We start from the raw sequence: 18,345 nt of genomic DNA, 5'->3' as shown, positions 1-18,345 counted from the left end.
CAGGGATCACATTTTCTCTGGAACAGATTTATGACCGCCGATACAGAAGAAACCCTGCAACGGGAAAATACCTTTCTCCGCAGCCGTATCCAGAAGCTGGAAGAGCGGTATCAGACCACCCTGGCCAGTATCTCTGAAGTCTTCTTTGAGACAGACCGTCAGGGCAGGCTCTCCTTTTTCAACCAGAGCCTGATACGGCTCACGGGCTTTGAATCCGAAGAACTGCTGGGTAAAAACGCCATGGCTCTCTGTCCTGAGGAGTCGGCCCGGCGTCTCAACGGGATTTTCCGGGAAATTCTGGAAACCGGCAGGCCCCAGGAACTGAGTTCTGTGGAACTCTTTCACAAAAAAGGGCATACCCTGCCCCTGGAAGTCTCCGTTTCCGCCATACTAAGTCCGGATCAGGAAGTTCGGGGCTTCCGGGGAATCGCACGGGATGCTTCCGCCAAAATCTCTGCGGAAAAAGACCGTCTCATTTTCACAGAGCAGCTGCAACAGGCCCAGAAACTGGAGGCCATCGGTACCCTGGCAGCGGGAATCGCCCACGATTTCAACAATCTCCTCATGGGCATACAGGGCAATGTTTCCCTCATTCTGCTCCATACTGAACCCGAAAGCCCCGCATGGAAACGTCTTCTGAAAATTGAGGAACAGGTACGCCATGGCGCAAACCTCACCCGCCAGCTCCTCGGGTTTTCAGGGGACGAAGACGCCCATCCCCAAAAATGCAGCCTCAACAGCCTGGTTCAGGACAGCCTGCTCATCTTCTCCCGCAGCCGTAAAAGCATCCGGGTACACCAACGCCTCTCTCCGAATCTGAAACCTGTCGTGGTAGACCCTGCCCAGATCCGTCAGGCCATTTTAAACATCTGTATCAATGCAGCCTCCCACGCCATGCCCGATGGGGGAGATCTCTTCATTGAAACGGATGCCGTCTTTCTCGGGGATGCCTTTGTTCAGGCCCACAAACTGCCAAGCGGTACCTATACCCGCATCCAGATCCGGGACACGGGTGTGGGCATGGATGAAAAAACCCGCAAACGGGTCTTTGAACCCTTTTTCACAACCCGGGAAAAGGGCAGGGCAACGGGGATGGGGCTGGCTTCGGCCTTCAGCATCATTAAAAACCACCAGGGAATTCTTTCCGTTCACAGCCTTCCCGGTCAGGGCTGCACCTTTTTTATCCATCTGCCCTCTGCCGACCAGAAACAGGATCTCCTTTCCCGTGCAGCCCTCAATATCCTGCTGGTTGATGATGAGGACATTGTCCGGGATGTGGCCGCAGACCTTCTTGAAGAAATGGGGCACAATCCCACAACCGCCGCCAGCGGCAGGGAAGCCATAGATCTTTTTGACAGCAACCCTGAGGCCATTGATCTTCTGATTCTGGATCTGGTCATGCCGGATATGGATGGCAGGGCCGTACTGAAAGCACTGGGCAAGCGGCATATCCTCCCGCCGGTACTCATCTCCAGCGGCTATGGCAGAGACGGACTGGACGGGCAGGAAACCTATCCGGGAAAAATGGCCTTCATCCAGAAACCCTTTACACTGGAAGGATTATCCGAGGCCATCACACGACTCATGAAAGGGGACTGACTCTCCAGCTTGACACCCCCCTTGCCTTTCTCTATATTCTCCAGAATTTGTATGGAAAAAGGCCGCCTTACTTTTTGTCTTCACAAAAAGAGGAAATCCCCGTTGAAAACCCGTACAGACAGGTATGCTGCCCTTCTTCGATATGTGAAGGCAGGGATATGCGCTTGCAGATTTCCCGGTGGATGGCTCCCTGTGGTGAATCTTTCCCAATGCCCTCCGGAAAGGGACAAAAAACGCTTATGGATCCGGTCATATCCTTAAAAGGCGTAGGGGACGGACTTCGTCTTTATATCGGAACCCTCCTGCCCAGAGAACAGATGCTTGCCGAAATCACACCGCTTTTTGAACGCATGGGACGTCTGGCATCCGGAGCGCGTATTTCCGTGGATGCCTGTGGCAAAGAAGCGGATCTTCTGCCTCTGATCAAAGACTTCCTCGTTGAAAAATATCAGGTTGCGGATGTTTTTCCCGTGGAAGCCAGTCCTCCGAAAGCTCTGGAAACCCGTAAACGCCAGCGTGAGGTTGACCGCTCCTGGGAAAACAGAAAAAGCGATATGGTCATGATGTGCGGCCGGGTACGCTCCGGTCAGCGGATTCAGCAGAAAGGTCATGTGCTGCTCATGGGGGATGTCAACCCCGGCGGGGAGGTGATTGCAGGAGGTGACATCATTGTCCTGGGAAGTCTCTGTGGCAAGGCCATGGCAGGGCAGTCGGGAAAGACAGAGGCCATTATCGTGGCTCTCGATTTCCGGCCCACCCTCATTCATATTGGTGATACCTTCAGCACGGGCCCCTTTGGCACCACAAGCCGCACGCCCCGATATGCCTGCATCCGGGAAGAGGGTATTGTGGTACTGGATTATATGGACAATCCGCCCTTTGCAAAATTACCCTGGCTGGAAAACCGCTGAGACCCGAAAACTGACTTTTTCAGCTCCGACATAAAACCACAAGAGGTGAACCTTGGAAGGAAAAATCATAGTCATCACATCCGGTAAAGGAGGCGTGGGCAAAACCACAACCACAGCCGCCCTTGGTGCCGCCATCGCCCTGGAGGGCAAACGGGTGGCGGTGGTGGACATGGATATCGGTCTGCGTAACCTGGATGTGGTCATGGGCCTTGAAAACCGTATTGTTTTCAATGTTGTGGATCTGGCCAAGGGCCGGTGCAAGGTACACCAGGCTTCCATCAAGGACAGACGCATCGAAAACCTCTTTCTCATTCCCGCCTCCCAGAGTGACAACAAGACGGCCTTAAGCACTGACGATATGATACGGCTGTGCAAAAAACTCCGGCAGGAATTTGATGTGGTACTCATCGACTGCCCTGCCGGAATTGAACAGGGATTTGAGAATTCCGTCGTCGGCGCGGATGAGGCCGTTGTGGTCTGTACACCGGAGGTGTCGGCTGTACGGGATGCCGACCGTATCATCGGCCTGCTCTATGCCCGTTCCATCACCCCAAAACTCATTGTCAACCGTATTGTACCGCGCCTCGTGGCCTCAGGCGACATGCTCAGTCACAAGGATGTGGTGGATGTGCTTTCCATTGAGCTGATCGGGCTTGTCTGCATGGATGACTTTGTCATCACATCCACCAACACGGGAACCCCTGTTGTGCTGGATAAGGAATCCAGGGCAGGACAGGCCTTCCGCCGCATCGCCATGCGCCTTCTGGGGAACACGGAAGTTCCCATTGTCGATCCTCTGGAAGACAGCAAGGGCTTCTGGAACCGTCTCGGCTCCAAAATCGGACTCAAAAGAGCCTGACAATACCCGGATGTGCGGGAAACACCGGCAAGAAAGGGGTTTTTTTAAAATGCTGAACAACATTTTCTCAAAAATGTTCAAGGAAAAAGAAGCACCCCCCGGTGAGGTGGCCAAAAAACGGCTGCAATTCGCCCTGATCTACGACAAGCTTGAAGTCTCCGATGAAATGCTTCAGAACCTTCAAAATGATATCGTGGATGTGCTTTCCAAATATTTTGAAATCGATAAAGCGTCTCTCCGCCTGGACATTACCCGGCAGGAAGATCTTTCCGCTCTGGTACTCAACACCCCCATCATTGCCGCCAAGAAGCGGGGACAGGTAAAATGATCAGGAACTTCCGTAACGCTCCAGAATAGCAACATAAACACGGGCCGCAATCCCCATACCGATATCGATAAACTCCGGGCCGAAGCGACGACCACTTCGGCTCCGAAAGGTATCCCGGATACGGGCAATACCCGCAATGCCTTCAGGGTAGCGTTTCAGAAAAAGACCGGGGGGGATACGCCCCGCCTCCAGCATGGCCCAGACCGTATGGGTAAAATTGTCCGGCCCCCAGCGGAATTTATCCGCATCATAAAGGCAGGCGGAAAGAAGCTCCCCCTCTTCTCCCAAAGCCTCCGGATACACCCGGAAAGCCTCGTGCCTTCGGATGGCTTCACATACGCTTTCGGCGTCCTTCCCGAAAAACCCCTCCTCTTTCATCAGGGTTCGGGCCAGAGAGGCTCCCTTTTCCGCATGATCCCTCTCCTTGCGGCAGATATCATGGAGCAACCCGGCACACTGGGCCAGACGCAGCAGATGCACCTGTCCTTCCCTTGTGACACCCCGATCTCCCGCCTCCATCAGCACAAGGGCTCCTGCTTCCAGGGCCACCTTGCGGCTGTGCCCCATGCCATGCCCCCAGTCTTCGGCCAAAAGCAGCAGTACAGCATCCCGTATCCGGGTGACACCGGGATCCTCTTCATAAAAACGCATGGACGTTTCCAAAAAAAGCCCGCATTCCCGGTAAAAGGAAGGGACAGGAGCTGTCCGGACAATGGCCCGGGCCAGTTCCCGTATCTCATCATAAATTCCCTGCATGGAGCCTCCATGTATTTTCTGTCTTGACCGATGCATAGCATGGCAGCCCTCCGCAGCTCAAGCCTGCTTTTGAAATACAATTTTCCTTGACTTGTCTTCTTCAACGGGTTTATGAACCCAAGTATTGAGCATATGCTCATATCAGGAGGCTTTATGGTTCGTCCCAAAAAAAACCGCATCGTGGCCACCCAACCCGAAGTCAGCTACTTTAAACCCCGGGGGATTCCCTTACGGGATCTGGATGAAGTTATCCTCAGCGTGGATGAGCGCGAAGCCCTGCGCCTTGCCGATCTTGAAGATTACAGCCACGCTGAAGCCGGAGAGCGCATGGCCGTCTCCCGGGCCACCTTTGGCCGTATTCTGCAAAGTGCCCGGAAAACCGTGGCCGATGCTCTCATCCACGGCAAGGCCATCCGGGTGGAGGGCGGGGCCTATACCCTGCGCAAAGCCCGCATCTTCCTGTGCCTTGGCTGTGAAAAGGCCTTTGAGCACCATCCGGGTGAGAGCAGACCGAAACAGTGCCCCCGCTGTGCCCATCCGGAAATCCAACATTGCAGGGAGTCTTCACCATGATACTTGCCATTGCCAGTGGAAAGGGAGGAACGGGAAAAACCACCGTTGCCGTGAATCTTGCCGCTTCCGCCCCCATGCCCGTCCGCCTGCTGGACTGTGACGTGGAAGAACCCAACGCCCACCTTTTCATCAGACCGAAGGACGTACGGAGCAGACCGGAAAGCGTCTTTGTACCCCTGGTGGACAGTTCCCGCTGCACCCTCTGCGGTGCATGTGAGGCCATCTGCCGTTTTTCCGCCCTGGTGCGCATCGGAAACAGACTCCTCACCTTCCCGGAAATGTGCCACGCCTGTCTCGGCTGTCTCCGCATCTGTCCGGAAAAGGCCATCTCAGAAGGGGAACGTGTTCTGGGGGAAGTGCACACCGCCCAGTGGGGCCTTCATGAGCTGATCTGGGGAGAAATGCGGATCGGCGAAGCCATGAGTCCTCCCCTCATCGAAGCCGTGCGACGGACAGCTCTGGCGGATCGGCCCCTCATCCTTGACGCGCCGCCGGGAACCTCCTGCCCCATGATCGCGGCGGTACGGGAATGTGACTTCATTCTCCTGGTCACGGAACCCACGCCCTTCGGCCTGAATGATCTTTCCCTGGCCGTGGAAACGGCACGATCCCTCTCCATTCCCTGCGGCATTGTGGTGAACCGGGCGGAAGAAGGCAATACCCTGATAAGGGACTATGCCAGCCGGGAAGGTCTTTCCATTCTCATGGAAATTCCCTTCAGACGCAGCTATGCGGAAGCCTACTCCAGGGGGGAAAAGCTGATCGATACCGATCCCGGTCTCCGCAAGGCCTTTGAACAGCTCTGGAAAGAGCTGCAACACCGTATCCATCCGCACTCCGGGGGAGCATTATGAAAGAACTCGTCATCCTCAGCGGCAAGGGCGGCACAGGAAAGACCAGTGTGGCTGCGGCTCTGGCCCACCTCAGCACCTCCAGGGTACTGGTGGATGCGGATGTGGATGCCGCCAACCTTCACCTCGTAGTCCCCCACAGGATTCAGAAAGCAGAGGAGTTTTCCGGCGGCATCCTGCCCACCATCAACCCGGATCACTGCACGGACTGCGGTACCTGCCTTGAGGTCTGTGCTTTTTCTGCCATTACCAGCACCCATCCGCCCCATATCGATCCTGTACGCTGCGAAGGCTGCGGGATCTGTTATGATTTCTGTCCTGCGGCTGCCATAAGCCTTGCCCCCCGCATTTCCGGAACCTGGTTTCATTCCGAAACAGCGGGAGGCCCCATGCTCCATGCCCGGCTTGGCATTGCGGAAGAAAATTCCGGCAAACTTGTCACCCTGCTGCGCAAGGAAGCAAAGCACCTTGCTGAAGAAGGAGAATTTCCCCTCATTGTGGTGGATGGGCCTCCGGGCATCGGCTGCCCGGTCATCGCATCCCTCACGGGTGCAGATCTCGTGCTCATGGTCACGGAACCTACCCTCTCGGGTCGCCATGACATGCTCCGTCTGGCAGGACTCTGTAAAAAAATGCGGATTCCCGTCTGCCTGACCCTCAACAAATGGGATCTCAATCCTGACATGGCGAATGCCATGGGCGAGGAGGCCAGAGAAAGGGGAATCCCCCTGCTCACCGCCATTCCCTTTGACCCGGAAGTTTCCTCCGCCATGATCCAGGGGAAAAGTCTGACTGAAATTTCCTCAGGCAGTGCCGCCCAGGCCATACACCAGCTCTGGAAAGACGTGACAGACAGGCTGGGGACGCTTCCGGAAACCCGAACCCGGCAGCCCCTTATGCCCATGGAGCCTTAAGCCTGAAAAGCCATGCCTTTCCTTCAAAAAGATCATCATATTCAAGAAGATCCTCACAAAGGAGTCTCACCATGAAAGTACTTGTTTCCTCTCAAGGCCCCACCCTGAATGCCCCCCTGGATCCCCGCTTTGGCCGGGCCGCCATGTTTCTTCTGGTGGACACGGAAACCCTCGATTTTTCCGTTGTGGAAAATACCCAAAACCTCAACCTGCCCCAGGGAGCAGGTATCCAGGCGGGAAAAACCGCTGCATCCACGGGTGCCCAGGCTGTCCTGACAGGACATTGCGGCCCCAAGGCCTTTGATGTGCTTCAGGCTGCGGGGATTGCTGTGGTGGTGGGCGCTTCAGGAAGGGTCATTGATGCGGTACAGCACTATAAAAACGGCAGGCTTCAGGCAGCAGATATCCCAAACGTGGAAGGGCACTGGGCCTGATGGCCTGAAAATGCACATCCGATACAAAACCCCATTATCCCTAGCAACGAAACCAAGGAGTTCTGAATGAAAATCGCCATCCCCATTGCAGAAGGCAGACTGGCTGTACACTTTGGTCATGTACAGGAATTTGCCCTGGTTCATGTCAACGAAGGTAAAATCGAAAAAACAGAAAGTCTGACCCCGCCTCCCCACGAACCCGGCGTTTTACCCCGCTGGGTGGAATCTCTGGGAGCCACCGTGGTCATTGCGGGCGGTATGGGCCACAAGGCCCAGCAGCTTTTTGCGGAAAAAGGCATCCGGGTACTGACCGGTGCCCCCTGCGAAGCTCCGGAAGTTCTTGTCACCCAGTACCTGAACAGCAGCCTGCAAACCGGTGTCAACCTCTGTGATCACTGAGCGGATCATGAAACCCTGAAAACCAGGAATCCGGTCTGCGACCCATCCCCGTCGCAGAACCGGACTCCCCACCGCCGGGCAAGGGCCAGGCCCCAGGAAAAGACCCTATGATCACCCTTACACTCCTTGCGGAAAACAATACCACCATGGGCATGGGCCTCATGGGAGAACATGGACTTTCCTTTCTCATTGAAAGTCCTGAAAAGCGTATCCTCTTTGATACCGGTCAGGGCATGGTACTGGCCTCCAATGCCCGTATCCTCGGCAAAGACCTTGGGCGTGTTGATACGGTGGTGCTGAGCCATGGACATTACGACCATGCGGGTGGTCTTTCTCTCCTTCTGGAGCCCCCGACCCCCCGCACCCTCATTGCCCACCCGGAAGCCTTTGAGGCCAAATGGGCGGGAAGACAGGCGGACAATCTTGTGGGGATCGGCTGTCCCCTTGGCCCGGAAACACTGGAAAAAGCGGGTTTCCGTATTCAGTATGCACGGCAGTCCATGGCCCTTGCACCGGGTATCCGCACCACAGGTGAAATCCCCATGACAACGGACTGGGAGAGAGTAGAATCCTATTTTTTTGCGGGAGAACCCGCCCATGCGGATACCATGCCCGATGATATGGGGCTGATTCTGGACACCGCCCAGGGTACCGTCCTGCTTCTGGGATGCACCCACCGGGGACTGATCAACACCCTCACCCATGTGGCGGAACTGACGGGATCTTCCCACTTTCATGCCATTCTGGGAGGTCTGCACCTGGGGGAAGCGGATGAAAAACGGCTGGATCGTGTTGTTGCCGGACTGTCTGCCTTTTCCTTTGATCACATGATGGTCGGCCACTGTACGGGTATTCCCGCCTACTGCCATCTGCGTCAGGCCTTTGGCCCCAGAGTCACGCCCCTTTCCGTGGGCCGCACCTGGTTTTTTGAAGAACAGAAGAAATAACAGACGCTTCCCCGCTTTCAAAGGCGGGGAAAAAATTTCACTCCACTTCCGTGTACACCTCCCGAAGCCTGACCTGAACCGCCCCGCTTTTTTTCAGGGTCTTGCCCTCCCACCTGAAAGCCCGGATCTCCCCGTTCTTCTGGAAATCCAGCAGCAGGCTATCCGTATGATCCCGCAAAATCGCCTTACCGCTTCTGGAATGCAGCCCCTTACCCGTCACAATCCGCATTACCTTCACCCCCTCCATACGGGCGGTGAGAAGGGCGGAACGTATACGGATATCCGCCTGCTGGAGGGTCAGGCCATGGAGATCCAGGGTTTTGGTCGGAACCGACCACAGAACCGTGCCCTTTCCTTCCTTCTGCTCTCCCAGAATTTCTGCCTCCGGAAGATCCGGCTCCTTCACATCCCCCGCCTTCAGGGGATCCCCACCCATGAGGACAAAAAGATCCGCATCTTCTTTCAGAACAGGAATTTTTTTTCTGGTCTCCGGCTTAGGAAGAGCACTTTGCCTTCGAAACGAAAGACGCTTACGGGCAAGTTTTTGTCCTTTTGGGGAAGTTTTTTCAGATTCTTCCCTTTCAGGAGCCTGCCCATGATGGGCCGGAACCGGATCCCCTTCCCCGGAGGAAGGGAGTTCTCCTGAAGGCAGAGGGACTTCATCTGGAATCTGCGCCTGCTCTGGCTGGGGAGCAGGCACTTCGTTGCCCCCCCCCTTCCACAGTCGCGCCCGCAACCAGAGAAAAAAACGCTTCATCCAAGCTCCTTTCACATGAAAAAAATCTCATCCCAAACTCAGGGATAAGGCCCCACATCAAAAAAAACATGCAGCCATAATTTTAACGGCAAGACAAAAAAAAATCAAAAAAGCTCCCGAAGCTTCAGGCAGCACACACTGGGAAGGAAACAGGCTACTCGTTTTTTCCCTTTTTGGACTCATGGATACGGTTCTGGGGAGTTTCACATCCCGAAGTACAGCAGCCACAGCCCTTATCACACCCGGAGGCTTTTGTTTTCGACAGGGAATGACGGACAAAAAAAGCTGCTGCCAGAAGAACAATCCCCACCACCAACAAGGTTTCAAAAAACACCATACCGCCCTCCTTGTTGCTGAACGTTAAAAAAATCTGAACCACAAAGGCCGCAACAAAAAATCAGCAGGCAAAAATACCCTCTATCTCTATGGCTGCGTTTCTCGGAAGTGCAGAGACCTGAACTGCGGATCTCGCTGGAAAAACCTCTTCAAAATACTGGGCATACACGGCATTCACCGCTGCAAAATCCCCCATATCCGTCAAAAAAACCGTAAACTTCACCGCCCGATCCATACCCGTTCCCGCAGCCTCCACAATGGCTGCAAGATTTTTCATGCATTGATGGGCCTGAGCGGCAATATCCCCCGCCACCAGCGTTCCGCTTTCCGGATCCAGGGGAATCTGGCCGGAAACAAAAAGCAATCCTGCCCAGGCAACAGCCTGGGAATAAGGCCCTATGGCTGCCGGAGCTTTGTCTGTGGCAAAGGACTGGGGCCTTCCCTTTTTCGGATACATCCTCTTTCTCCTTTCAAAACCATGCAGATATTCCTGCTTTTCCGACCATGAAACAGCTGAGCACTGTAAACCGTTTCATGGGCAGCATAAGCCAAAAAGAGGGATCTTGAAATCCAAAAAAACGGACACTCTCCGGAAAAAGGGGAGAGGCGTTTTGGCTTCTCCACAAGAATATGCTATGAGGCCCATAAATCCCCTGAGGGGATTTTTCCCCTACTTCAGACCCGGAATCCACCATGCACCGTTTTATCCCTGTTCTGAGCTGCCTCTTTCCCGGACTCCTTACGGCTGCCATACTGGGCTTTGTACAGATCCGCCACAGTATGGCACCCGTTCTCCTGCATGCCGAAGGTCTTCAGGCCCAGGGCATCCTCAGCGTTCCCCATGGTGCTGCTATCCCAATCATGGCAGGGCTGAAAATGGGCCTTTTCCCCGCCCTGTTCTTTCTCCTTTCCATTGGAGCCGGACTGGCCACAGCCAGCTTTGCCCTGGCCTGGAGCAGCCGAAATCTTGTGGGGGACAGCCGCTGGATTTCCCTTCCTGCGTCAGGCCTGTGGCTGGGTCTTTTCATCTTTATCAATCACAGGGGAGCTGTCCTTTTCCCTTCACTCTGGGTTTTGCTGGTTCCTGCCATCACATGGAAGGCAAGCCTTGCCCTCATGCCGAAGACCACGCTACAGGACGCTCCCTGGCACAAACCCGCTCACCTGGTTCCCCTCGTCCTCCTGGCCCTGGCAGCAGCCCCCCTTCTCGGGAAGAGTGTCTTCATGGATATCCGGGACAGCCTCCTGCTCTCCAGCCGTCTCGGGCTTGCCATCAGCGATGCTTACTACCTTTATACCCTGCCTGCTGCGGAAGCCATCAAGCCCGTAGCGGCCCGTCAGATGAAACTCTATGCAACAGATCTCTCCCTGGATACCAAGACCGAAGAAAACCTGCGCCTCTGGGGATGGCACAGGGCAGAACCGGGAACCCCCCACCATGTCCGGCTGCACGCCCCTGGAGCTTCCCTCGTTCTGTCCGGAGAAGCCATGGGAAAAAGCCCCCTGACCTGGTCAGACTTCACCCAGGCTCCGGGCCAGATTCTGGATGAGATCAGCCTGAAAGCGGACCGCATGGGGCCCTTCCGCAGCCTCATTCTGCTCTGCCTTGTCACGGGATTTCCCCTCCTCCTCTATACCCTGATCTTTTCCCCCCTGCGCCGCATCCTGGCCTGGATCTTTGACAGACCAACAGCGTCCTGCATGGCCTCCATCCTCTGTCTGACACTGGGACTCGGAGGACTTCTGCCCCTTTATTTTCTGGGAGAAGCCCGCAGAGGCTTCCAGGATCCGGAAAGCCTGAGCCGCTACCTCGTTTCGGAAAAACGCAGCGAACGCCTCCATGCCCTCCGCACCGCAGCCAAGGGCCGAAAGATCATGGTACCGGAAACGCTTCTTTCACAGATCCTCGAAAAAGGGGATACGGCGGAGCGCTACTGGACTGTGACATTGCTTGGCGCAAAACCATCGGAAAATCACTGGAATCTTTTGCTTCATGCCCTTACAGATCCCCATCCCAATGTTCTCTGCAAGACTCTGGAAGCCCTTTCCCGTTCTGCTCCCAAACTGCATAAAAACGAGGAAGCCCGAAGGGTTATCCTGCATACCCTGCAAAACAGCGCCCACCCCTATGTGCAATGGTATGCCTTTGAGGCACTGAAACGCCTAGGGCCCCTGCCCTCCCTCTCCTTTCAGGAAAAAGAGGGGAGACCGTCATGAGCATCTCCCCCCCTTCCCCCCCCCAGTCTCCGGATGGCATCACCCTGATCCTTGCCTGTTTTCTGATCTTAGGGCTTGAAATCAGTGCCTGCCTTTTTCCCGATTCCGGATCTCCCCTGATCCGACTTGTCTTTCTCAGACTGCTACAGTGCAGTGCACTGATCGGTCTGCTCCACTTCCGAAGACTTTCCCCCATGAACGTGGGCCTGCACCGTCAGCGACTGATTTCTGGCCTTCTTACTGGCCTTGCGGGATGTGCCATCATGGGGCTTCTTGCCCTTGGCAGCGGCCTTGCTCTCTGGTACTGCGGCATCCCTCCCCTGAATCTTGTCCGGGTACCGCTACCAGAGAACTCCATGGATCTTATCCTCTTTTTTGTAGCAGGCGGACTCATCGCTCCTCTGGCGGAAGAACTCTTTTTCCGGGGATTTCTCTTCGGCTATTTCAAACGCCACGGGTGGATCCCCGCCCTTTGCATCAGCACAGCCCTCTTTGCCCTGATGCATCCCGGTGCCCAGCTCACCCAGTGGGTCGGAGGATTGGCCTTTGGTCTGGCCTACGGGCTTTCCGGAAGCCTCGCAGCCCCCTTTCTCATCCATGCCTGTGGCAATCTTGTGCTTTTCAGCCTTTCGCTCTTCGTACGCCTTACCATGCCCTGAAACAAATAAAGGGCTGCGGCTTTTCCACCGCACCCCCTTGTCCCTTCCAAACCCATCCGCTTACTTTCCCCAGATCCCCCCAAGAATCAAGAAAAAAACCCCAAAAAGAATACAGCCAAGGTACAAGGGTACCGTGACGGCCTGTTCCGCAGCAACCCGGCTCCACTCCCAGGAAAGGGTTTCCATCCAGTCCAGGGAATCAGGATGCAGCACCTTCTCCAGGGTAAGGTCTGCCAAATCAAATTCCCGCTTCATAAAACTCGCGACAGCCTTGAAAATAAAAAGAAAAAAACCTGTTACAAGAAAAATGCCTCCCCAGAACGTCAGCTTCACTGTATCTCCTCCCATACCTGTATATCTATATGTCACTCTTCTGCCCAAAGAGGTCTTCCCACGCCACTGTGCAAAGCCCCTCTTTTGATTCTTATAAAAAAGTGTAAATCTTTCCCAAAAGAAACTCAAATCAAAAAACAGCCCCTCCTTCTGGCCGAAATTTTATGGAAAATCATATTCCTTACATCTTGATATCCATAAATATCCGGATAGCTTCCGGCTGGCAGGCAGAAAATATCAGACAAGGTCTTTCACCTCTCTTCCTCTCCATAAAAATCAGGATTACTCCTCTGGCCCAGCCTTGCAGTCCCTGATTTTATCCCTGATCCTACAAAATCTTTTCATGGCAAAAAAACTTACGCATGCCCAGATGCCGGACACACCCCATGTTTTGGTCTGTACCGTCTCGGCAGCTCAGCAATGCAGAACTTCCCGGGACGGAATTCCTGAGGATGACCGGGGGCGGCCACAAAAATCCCCGGTACTGCGTCCCCACAACGGGAGCAGAAGGATAGCGAAAATAAACTGGACACACCCTGTGGTTCCCAGCATCTTCACAGCCTGCCCCCTGCCCACTACGGATACCGGAACCTGTAGCCTGGTCGCTAAAAAAAACTCACTGGCAACAGCTTCTGTCATCCATTCTGCACTGCATTCCATCCCCCATAAACAGCAACCTGAAATGCCTGAAAAGCAGGACACAGAAATTTTTCTGAAAACAGCTTCTATTTTTATACAGCCGCCATGAAAGCATTGCATCCTTTTCCACCATCTGCTACCGTTCATGCATTGTTCCGTTGTGTCAGCGTTCACGGGCCGTCTCCGCACAAAAGACGCATTTCCATGAAATCGTTCATATTCCTGCCCCCTTCAGAGGTTTTCATGAAAGCTGAACATGTCAATCCCTTTATCAGTGCAACCATCAACGTCATCTCCACCATGGCTTACATCAAGCCTGTACCGGGAAAGCCTTTCCTGAAAAAAGACAATAAAGCCATAGGGGATGTCAGCGCCATTGTCGGTATGACCGGCCCATCCCATGCCACCCTTTCCATCAGTTTTCAAAAAAAAGCCATACTCGCAATTGTTTCCAGCATGTTCGGAGAAACAATGGAAAGCCTGAATGATGAGGTATCAGAAGCTGCCGGAGAACTGGCCAATATGATCTCAGGACAGGCCCGCAGGGAACTTGAAACCGTGGGACTGGTCTATGAGGGAGCCATCCCCAGTGTCGCCTCGGGTGAAGGCCATGAGCTAAAACACATTACAGACGGCCCTAAAATAGCCGTCCCTTTCACCATTGCAGAAAGTACTTTTACCATGGAGCTCAGCTTTGAAGCTTCATAAAAACCTGTACGCTCCAAAAAACAATACTATTCTTTTCTGCTGCGAAAGGTCTTTCCATGCTGCATCTCTACAGTGCGACCTGGTGTCCCCACTGCCAAAAAGCCATTCAGTGGCTCACGGCTCACAACATTCCCTTTACGGTCATCGATATTGAAACTGCGGATCCGGATCTTGTTTCTAAGGTCGTTCAGGTAAATGGTGGCGAAGACTGGGTGGTTCCCACCCTGGAGTACAAGGGCCTTTGGCGGGAAGGCAAAATTTTTAATCCGGACGCCTTCCGGCAAGATCTTATCCGCATGGGCGTCATCCCCCCTGCCCCATAGACGGAGTTTTCATGTCTTTCAAACATACCCTTGTCCCCTCATCCAAGGGGAAACTACACCTGCTGGAGAGTGTACAGGAACAGAAAAATACCATTTTTTTTCTCCACGGTAACAGTCTTTGTGCCACAGCCTACCGGCCACTTCTGGAAAAAATGCAGGCATTGGGGTATGGAGTGACGGCACCAGACATACGCGGACATGGCAGCTCCACCCACGAGGGAACCCTGCCCCTTAAAAACTGGAACTCCTTCATTGAGGATATTGCGCATATCCTGAAAAGAAAAGCTCAGGGGCCTGTAACAGGTGTTGGTCACTCTATGGGAGGCTTCTTCCTATATGCTGCTGCAGCCTGCTATCCCGAACTTTTTTCCAGGCTGGTTCTTCTGGATCCCGTCATCTTTCCCCCCTCCTATATCGCCCTCTTCCGCGTGACCCAGGCCCTGGGCCTCAAAAACTGGTTCGCCATGCCCCGGAATACACGTAAAAAACGTTTCCGTTTCCCCAGTAAAGAAGAAGCACGACGGCATTACCAGGGGAAAGGTATGTTTCGCCACTGGCATCCCCAGTCCCTGGAAGGGTTTCTCGAAGGAGGCCTCCGCCCCCTTGCCCATACAAAAGACCTGGAGCTGGCCTGTAACCCCGAACTGGAGGCCCGCTTTTATGAAAGCGTCCCCCCCAACACCTGGCAACATGCCGCCGCCATTTCCTGCCCCGTACATATTGTAAGGGCTGCACACTCCCATCTTTTCAGAAAAGAGGCGGCTCTACGCCTCCAGAAAACGATTCCCCTGGCCACATTCCATGAAATTCCTGGCTGTGGCCATTTTTTCCCCCTTGAAAATCCAGATCTTTGTGCCAGCGTCCTTGTCCAATCCTGCATGTGCACGGATCCGGACTTTTCATGAAAAAAAAATCGGGTTATACAATATTTTCAGAGTTCAGAATCCTGCACTGCAGGTATGATATCCCCAACATCACTGTCACCCTTAAGGAGGTGATTTCCCATGAGTGTCATGCATTTTCTGGAAACCATCCCCAAACTTGAAATTGTTTCTTTCACCGATACGGATCGTATCCGAACCCTGAAAAAAAACCACATGCCCTTTTGCGGTACACCCAAAAAACATCTCCATGATACAGAAAAGATCCTTCTTCTTGCTGATCCCCAAGGCTGCGACCCTTTTTACTATGAGTTTCATCTCAAAGACATAGCCTTTGTGGAAGAACTGCCAAAGATAGTCGCCATAGACGGACGCACGGTAACCCGCATCCGCCTATGGATCCGGCGGGGAAGTATCGCTACCCGCTGCACACCTTTCCTGGTGGAGGTTTTTTGATTCCATTTTTCTCAGAAACGTACATTCTCAAACGGCATTCCGAAAAAACGGAATGCCGTTTGATGTCTTGATGGCCCAAGATCCCAAGGAGGCCCCATGTCCCCCCATCCCAGAAAATTTTTTGTCTTGGATACCAACGTTATTCTCCATGACAGCTCCTGTGTCTACCAGTTCAAAGACAACGACATCATCATTCCCATCAGTGTCATTGAAGAGCTGGATCAGTTTAAAAGAGGAAGTGGTATCCTCAACTACCACGCCAGAGAATTCCTCCGGGCTATTGATGGCATGAGCGGCAGCCAGCTCTTCAATGGCGGAGTTCCCATCGGGGAAGAAAAGGGCCGCCTCTCCATTTATCTGCAACAGGTTTTTCATGAAGATGTTGCCCGTAACTTTGACACAAAAAAAACAGATCACCATATCTTAAACACCGCCTACCGACTCCGAAATGAAAATCCCGGCAGGGAAGTGGTACTGGTCACAAAAGACGTAAACCTTCGGATGAAGGCCAAAGCTCTGGGGCTGAAATCCGAAGACTATACCACGGATCATGTCCGGGACATCCGGGAACTCTATTCCGGATACCGTACAGAAGAAAATGTGGATCCTGCCTTTATCGACCGCATACATCAGACGCCCTTCGAGGTAAATCCGGAAGAACTTTCCCTGCCCCAACCCTTGAGACCCAATGAATACGCCATTCTCCGCTGCGACAAAAAATCCGTTCTCATCACTCTGGATGCGGGACGCCGCAAAATCCGCAAGGTTGAAAAACCCACCGCCTATGGCATTGTCCCCAGAAATGCGGAACAAACCTTTGCGCTGGATGCCCTCCTGAATGATGAGATCCCCCTTGTCACCATCACTGGTAAAGCGGGGACAGGCAAAACCCTGCTGGCCTTAGCCGCATCCTTGGAGCGAAAGGCCAATTACCGCCAGATTTTCATCGCAAGACCCAATGTACCCTTGAGCAACCGGGATCTCGGTTATCTTCCAGGAGACGTCAAGTCCAAGCTGGATCCCTACATGCAGCCTCTTTTTGACAACCTGACCGTCATTCAAAATCAATTTTCTTCACATGATAAAAAAAATCAGCGCGTTAAGGAGCTTATGGAAGATGAAAAAATTGTCATCTCTCCCCTCCCTTATATTCGTGGACGCAGTCTGGTACGTATTTATTTCATTATTGATGAAGCCCAGAACCTGACCCCTCATGAAGTCAAAACCATCTTGACACGCGCAGGAGAAAACACAAAAATCGTCTTCACCGGAGATATTTTTCAGATTGACCACCCCTATCTGGATGGTCAATCCAATGGACTCAGTTATCTTATTGAAAAGATGGAGGGTCAGGAAAAACATGCCCACATCGATCTCATAAAGGGTGAACGATCGGCTCTTTCTGAACTGGCTATCCAGCTACTCTGATACCAAGAGAAAAGCATTGACAGTCTCCACAACTTATCTTATAAAACTTTCGTTTATGGGGTTGTAGCTCAGCTGGGAGAGCGCATGGCTGGCAGCCATGAGGTCAGGGGTTCGATCCCCCTCAGCTCCACCATATAAAAAAAAGCCTATCCGGATCGGTATCTGGATAGGCTTTTGTATTTGCCCTACAGACAGGCTGAAGATATTTTCGTAAAGAGGCTATTGGAACTGACATTAAACACTCTTTTGATGCCTCCTTATTGATTTTTTTGACTTGGCGGAGGCAAAAAATCGGCAATTTTGATATCAAGAGCGGTAAGTGTCAAGACAGATGAGGTAAGTTGAAAATATCGGACACCAAAGTTACCATCCAACCAGTTTGGGTCGCACTGAGGTGACAACTACCCTGACACAGGGGGCTGTCGAGAGTAAGGTTCTACTGTTCCGTATCACCAATTACGGCTATGGTCATGGAAGCTGACCAACAAGGCCATCAAGGACTGACCCAAGTTCCTGGCGGGAAATAAGGTCATGGCAACGGCCGCTTTGGATCGGCTGCTGCACATCAAGGGACGGCTCTATCGGCTGAAAAATCTTGAAAAATGCTGGCCTGACACCATCCAAACGACGGCGAATCAAATCCATCAAAGGATAGAGTGATGACCGTCTGGAGCAAAAAAATATTCCACCCTTGATGCACTCGCAAAAAAGCCAAAATGGCATAAGTGTTTAAAATAGATATATTTTTTGATTTTTCATATTGATCCAAGATACTGTTTTTGGTATGTATATGCTGTAATTTAAACATATTGTAAGGATTTTACATGATCCACATCAAAGACCACAAACAGTACGACATGTTCAGTCCGTTTGAACATCTTGGCTCAAAGAGGCTGGCTCTTCTGAAATCATCATGGGCGCATCTGTTTCGTGAAGAAATCCTCCACAGACTTCCGGTTGAGAAGCTGTTTCCTCTCTTTGACGACGGGAAGGGTCGGCCAACCAAGGAACTCTATGCCATGCTCGGACTTGTTTTG

24 protein-coding genes and 1 tRNA gene are annotated in these 18,345 nt (G+C 53.1%); 20 read left to right on the top strand and 5 right to left on the bottom strand.

Going from position 1 to position 18,345, the window contains the following annotated elements; translation table 11 throughout:
• Positions 1 to 30: 30 nt before the first annotated feature.
• The 4 genes from BR04_RS13505 (at position 31) to minE (ending at position 3,697) form a co-directional block, all read left to right on the top strand.
• Positions 31 to 1,599, top strand: coding sequence for a hybrid sensor histidine kinase/response regulator (locus BR04_RS13505; RefSeq protein WP_496356549.1), 1,569 nt, complete (start codon positions 31 to 33; stop codon positions 1,597 to 1,599).
• 239 nt (positions 1,600 to 1,838) lie between these two features.
• Complete coding sequence (locus BR04_RS13500) at positions 1,839 to 2,510, top strand: septum site-determining protein MinC (protein WP_496356548.1); 672 nt, start codon at positions 1,839 to 1,841, stop codon at positions 2,508 to 2,510.
• A gap of 52 nt (positions 2,511 to 2,562) precedes the next feature.
• A complete protein-coding gene (gene minD / locus BR04_RS13495; RefSeq protein WP_496356547.1) occupies positions 2,563 to 3,369 on the top strand; it encodes a septum site-determining protein MinD in 807 nt (268 codons plus the stop codon).
• 49 nt (positions 3,370 to 3,418) lie between these two features.
• Entirely contained in the window at positions 3,419 to 3,697 is a 279-nt protein-coding gene (gene minE, locus BR04_RS13490) for a cell division topological specificity factor MinE (RefSeq protein WP_496356546.1), read from the top strand.
• On the opposite strand, the gene BR04_RS13485 is transcribed toward minE, so the two are convergent.
• Positions 3,698 to 4,453, bottom strand: a complete 756-nt coding sequence (locus BR04_RS13485) for an HD domain-containing protein (protein WP_496356545.1) — start codon at positions 4,451 to 4,453, stop codon at positions 3,698 to 3,700. It lies immediately after the preceding gene.
• 153 nt (positions 4,454 to 4,606) lie between these two features.
• Here BR04_RS13485 and BR04_RS13480 point away from each other — a divergent pair, with 153 nt between their 5' ends.
• From BR04_RS13480 to BR04_RS13455, 6 genes are all read left to right on the top strand, one after another.
• Positions 4,607 to 5,026: a DUF134 domain-containing protein gene (locus BR04_RS13480; RefSeq protein WP_496356544.1), complete on the top strand. Its 420-nt coding sequence runs from the start codon at positions 4,607 to 4,609 to the stop codon at positions 5,024 to 5,026.
• Complete coding sequence (locus tag BR04_RS13475) at positions 5,023 to 5,880, top strand: nucleotide-binding protein (RefSeq protein WP_496356543.1); 858 nt, start codon at positions 5,023 to 5,025, stop codon at positions 5,878 to 5,880. Before BR04_RS13480 ends, BR04_RS13475 begins: the two co-directional genes overlap by 4 nt.
• Entirely contained in the window at positions 5,877 to 6,791 is a 915-nt protein-coding gene (locus BR04_RS13470; protein ID WP_496356542.1) for an ATP-binding protein, read from the top strand. The genes BR04_RS13475 and BR04_RS13470 overlap by 4 nt, the downstream gene beginning before the upstream one ends.
• Before the next feature lie 71 nt (positions 6,792 to 6,862).
• A complete protein-coding gene (locus BR04_RS13465; protein WP_496356541.1) occupies positions 6,863 to 7,225 on the top strand; it encodes a NifB/NifX family molybdenum-iron cluster-binding protein in 363 nt (120 codons plus the stop codon).
• A gap of 66 nt (positions 7,226 to 7,291) precedes the next feature.
• Positions 7,292 to 7,624 (top strand): NifB/NifX family molybdenum-iron cluster-binding protein, encoded by a 333-nt coding sequence (locus BR04_RS13460; RefSeq protein WP_496356540.1) that lies wholly within the window; start codon positions 7,292 to 7,294, stop codon positions 7,622 to 7,624.
• 107 nt (positions 7,625 to 7,731) lie between these two features.
• Positions 7,732 to 8,571, top strand: a complete 840-nt coding sequence (locus BR04_RS13455) for an MBL fold metallo-hydrolase (protein WP_496356539.1) — start codon at positions 7,732 to 7,734, stop codon at positions 8,569 to 8,571.
• 37 nt (positions 8,572 to 8,608) lie between these two features.
• Here the strand turns inward: BR04_RS13455 and BR04_RS13450 are convergent, their stop codons facing one another.
• The 3 genes from BR04_RS13450 to BR04_RS13440 form a co-directional block, all read right to left on the bottom strand.
• Complete coding sequence (locus BR04_RS13450) at positions 8,609 to 9,328, bottom strand: Smr/MutS family protein (RefSeq protein ID WP_496356538.1); 720 nt, start codon at positions 9,326 to 9,328, stop codon at positions 8,609 to 8,611.
• Between the two features lie 154 nt (positions 9,329 to 9,482).
• The gene (locus BR04_RS13445) at positions 9,483 to 9,665 is read right to left on the bottom strand and encodes a FeoB-associated Cys-rich membrane protein (protein WP_496356537.1); all 183 of its coding nucleotides are present in this window, start codon (positions 9,663 to 9,665) and stop codon (positions 9,483 to 9,485) included.
• 60 nt (positions 9,666 to 9,725) lie between these two features.
• On the bottom strand, positions 9,726 to 10,121 hold the full coding sequence (locus tag BR04_RS13440; RefSeq protein ID WP_496356536.1) for a RidA family protein: 396 nt from the start codon (positions 10,119 to 10,121) through the stop codon (positions 9,726 to 9,728).
• Positions 10,122 to 10,357: 236 nt separating this feature from the next.
• Between BR04_RS13440 and BR04_RS13435 the strand changes: the two genes are divergently transcribed.
• Together BR04_RS13435 and BR04_RS13430 are read left to right on the top strand one after the other, a co-directional pair.
• Positions 10,358 to 11,881: a HEAT repeat domain-containing protein gene (locus tag BR04_RS13435; RefSeq protein ID WP_496356535.1), complete on the top strand. Its 1,524-nt coding sequence runs from the start codon at positions 10,358 to 10,360 to the stop codon at positions 11,879 to 11,881.
• Positions 11,878 to 12,540 (top strand): CPBP family intramembrane glutamic endopeptidase, encoded by a 663-nt coding sequence (locus BR04_RS13430; protein WP_496356534.1) that lies wholly within the window; start codon positions 11,878 to 11,880, stop codon positions 12,538 to 12,540. Before BR04_RS13435 ends, BR04_RS13430 begins: the two co-directional genes overlap by 4 nt.
• A gap of 60 nt (positions 12,541 to 12,600) precedes the next feature.
• Here BR04_RS13430 and BR04_RS13425 read toward each other — a convergent pair whose 3' ends face one another.
• Positions 12,601 to 12,873, bottom strand: a complete 273-nt coding sequence (locus tag BR04_RS13425) for a hypothetical protein (RefSeq protein ID WP_496356533.1) — start codon at positions 12,871 to 12,873, stop codon at positions 12,601 to 12,603.
• An 882-nt stretch (positions 12,874 to 13,755) separates the two neighbouring features.
• On the opposite strand from BR04_RS13425, the gene BR04_RS13420 reads away from it, so the two are divergent.
• The 8 genes from BR04_RS13420 to BR04_RS13385 all read left to right on the top strand — a co-directional run.
• On the top strand, positions 13,756 to 14,220 hold the full coding sequence (locus BR04_RS13420; RefSeq protein WP_496356532.1) for a chemotaxis protein CheX: 465 nt from the start codon (positions 13,756 to 13,758) through the stop codon (positions 14,218 to 14,220).
• A gap of 56 nt (positions 14,221 to 14,276) precedes the next feature.
• Positions 14,277 to 14,543, top strand: coding sequence for a glutaredoxin family protein (locus BR04_RS13415; RefSeq protein ID WP_496356531.1), 267 nt, complete (start codon positions 14,277 to 14,279; stop codon positions 14,541 to 14,543).
• 11 nt (positions 14,544 to 14,554) lie between these two features.
• Positions 14,555 to 15,448, top strand: coding sequence for an alpha/beta fold hydrolase (locus BR04_RS13410; protein ID WP_496356530.1), 894 nt, complete (start codon positions 14,555 to 14,557; stop codon positions 15,446 to 15,448).
• 99 nt (positions 15,449 to 15,547) lie between these two features.
• Positions 15,548 to 15,880: an inorganic pyrophosphatase Ppa gene (locus BR04_RS13405; RefSeq protein WP_496356529.1), complete on the top strand. Its 333-nt coding sequence runs from the start codon at positions 15,548 to 15,550 to the stop codon at positions 15,878 to 15,880.
• 96 nt (positions 15,881 to 15,976) lie between these two features.
• Entirely contained in the window at positions 15,977 to 17,308 is a 1,332-nt protein-coding gene (locus BR04_RS13400) for a PhoH family protein (RefSeq protein WP_496356528.1), read from the top strand.
• A gap of 57 nt (positions 17,309 to 17,365) precedes the next feature.
• A tRNA-Ala gene (locus tag BR04_RS13395) sits at positions 17,366 to 17,441 on the top strand.
• A 398-nt stretch (positions 17,442 to 17,839) separates the two neighbouring features.
• Positions 17,840 to 17,968, top strand: coding sequence for a hypothetical protein (locus BR04_RS13390; protein ID WP_496356527.1), 129 nt, complete (start codon positions 17,840 to 17,842; stop codon positions 17,966 to 17,968).
• A 164-nt stretch (positions 17,969 to 18,132) separates the two neighbouring features.
• A partial coding sequence (locus BR04_RS13385; protein WP_496356526.1) for a hypothetical protein occupies positions 18,133 to 18,345 on the top strand: 213 nt, incomplete at its 3' end.

It is taken from the genome of Desulfobotulus sapovorans DSM 2055 (genome assembly GCF_059569355.1).
This window is presented reverse-complemented; position numbering and strand designations above follow the sequence as displayed.